The organism is Phytoactinopolyspora endophytica, assembly GCF_004138495.1.
GTDB classification, from domain to species: domain Bacteria; phylum Actinomycetota; class Actinomycetes; order Jiangellales; family Jiangellaceae; genus Phytoactinopolyspora; species Phytoactinopolyspora endophytica.
This window is the reverse complement of record NZ_ML142859.1, coordinates 24,543-25,464: the sequence shown is the minus strand read 5'-3', so window position 1 is coordinate 25,464 and position 922 is coordinate 24,543. Positions and strand designations below refer to the sequence as shown.

Genomic DNA, 922 nt, shown 5'->3' with positions numbered 1-922 from the left:
GAGAGGACCCGGCCGCTTCCCGGCTCGGTCACGCGAGCGGCCAGTTCCAGGCCGTCGCCGTCACGTGCGAGCACATAGTTGTGGTCGTAGCCGCCGGCGATCACGAGCTGTGGGTGCGCCTCGCGGATCCGTGCCCCCACGTCCACGGGCTCCCGGAAATCCAGGGGAGTCCCCTCCACCGGCGCGAGCTCACCGGTCGGGATAGCCATCGAATCAGTGGGCGTGTACTGGTCCGCGTTGAGCTGCACCAGGTGGCCCATAATACTGCCGCTGCCCTCACCGGCCAGGTTGAAATAGGCGTGGTTGGTGAGGTTCACGATGGTGGGGGCGTCCGTCGTCGCGCCGTAGTCGACGCGGAGCTCGCCGTCGCCGGTGAGCGTGTAACGGACCACCGCCTCAAGCGTCCCCGGATAGCCCTCCTCGCCGTCCGGGCTGGTATAGGTCAGCTCCACGGCCGCATCGGCGTCGCTTCCATCGCCCACGATGCGAGCCGACCACACCTTGTGGCTGAAGCCCGCCGTCCCTCCATGCAGGTGAAGCGGCGGGCGATTCCGGGTGAGCTGATACGCCGCACCGTCCAAGGTGAACGCTCCGCCCGCGATGCGGTTGGCGTAACGGCCGGTGACGGTGCCGAAGTAGGGGTTGCGTTCCAGGTAATCCGTGAGGTTGTCGAAGCCCAGCACGACGTTCGCCGGCCGCCCGGCACGGTCCGGCGCCTCGATCGATTGCAGAATCCCACCGTAGGTGAGGATCCGGACCCGCAGGCCCGACGGACTGCTCAACGTGTAGGCGTCCACCTGCGTCCCATCGGACGTGGTCCCGAAGACCTCTGCGGTCACGGCTGGCGATTTCTGCTCGAGCATCCGCTCTCCTCATCGACCGGTGGGGTCGCTGGCCTGTAGACAACACGCTCAGCTTACGT

General features: G+C 67.2%; 1 protein-coding gene. It reads right to left on the bottom strand.

Features of this window, described 5'->3' with window-relative positions; genetic code table 11:
• On the bottom strand, window positions 1-863 hold an 863-nt coding region (locus tag ELR45_RS20270), incomplete at its 3' end, for an aldose epimerase family protein (protein ID WP_240759969.1).
• Window positions 864-922: the final 59 nt, after the last annotated feature.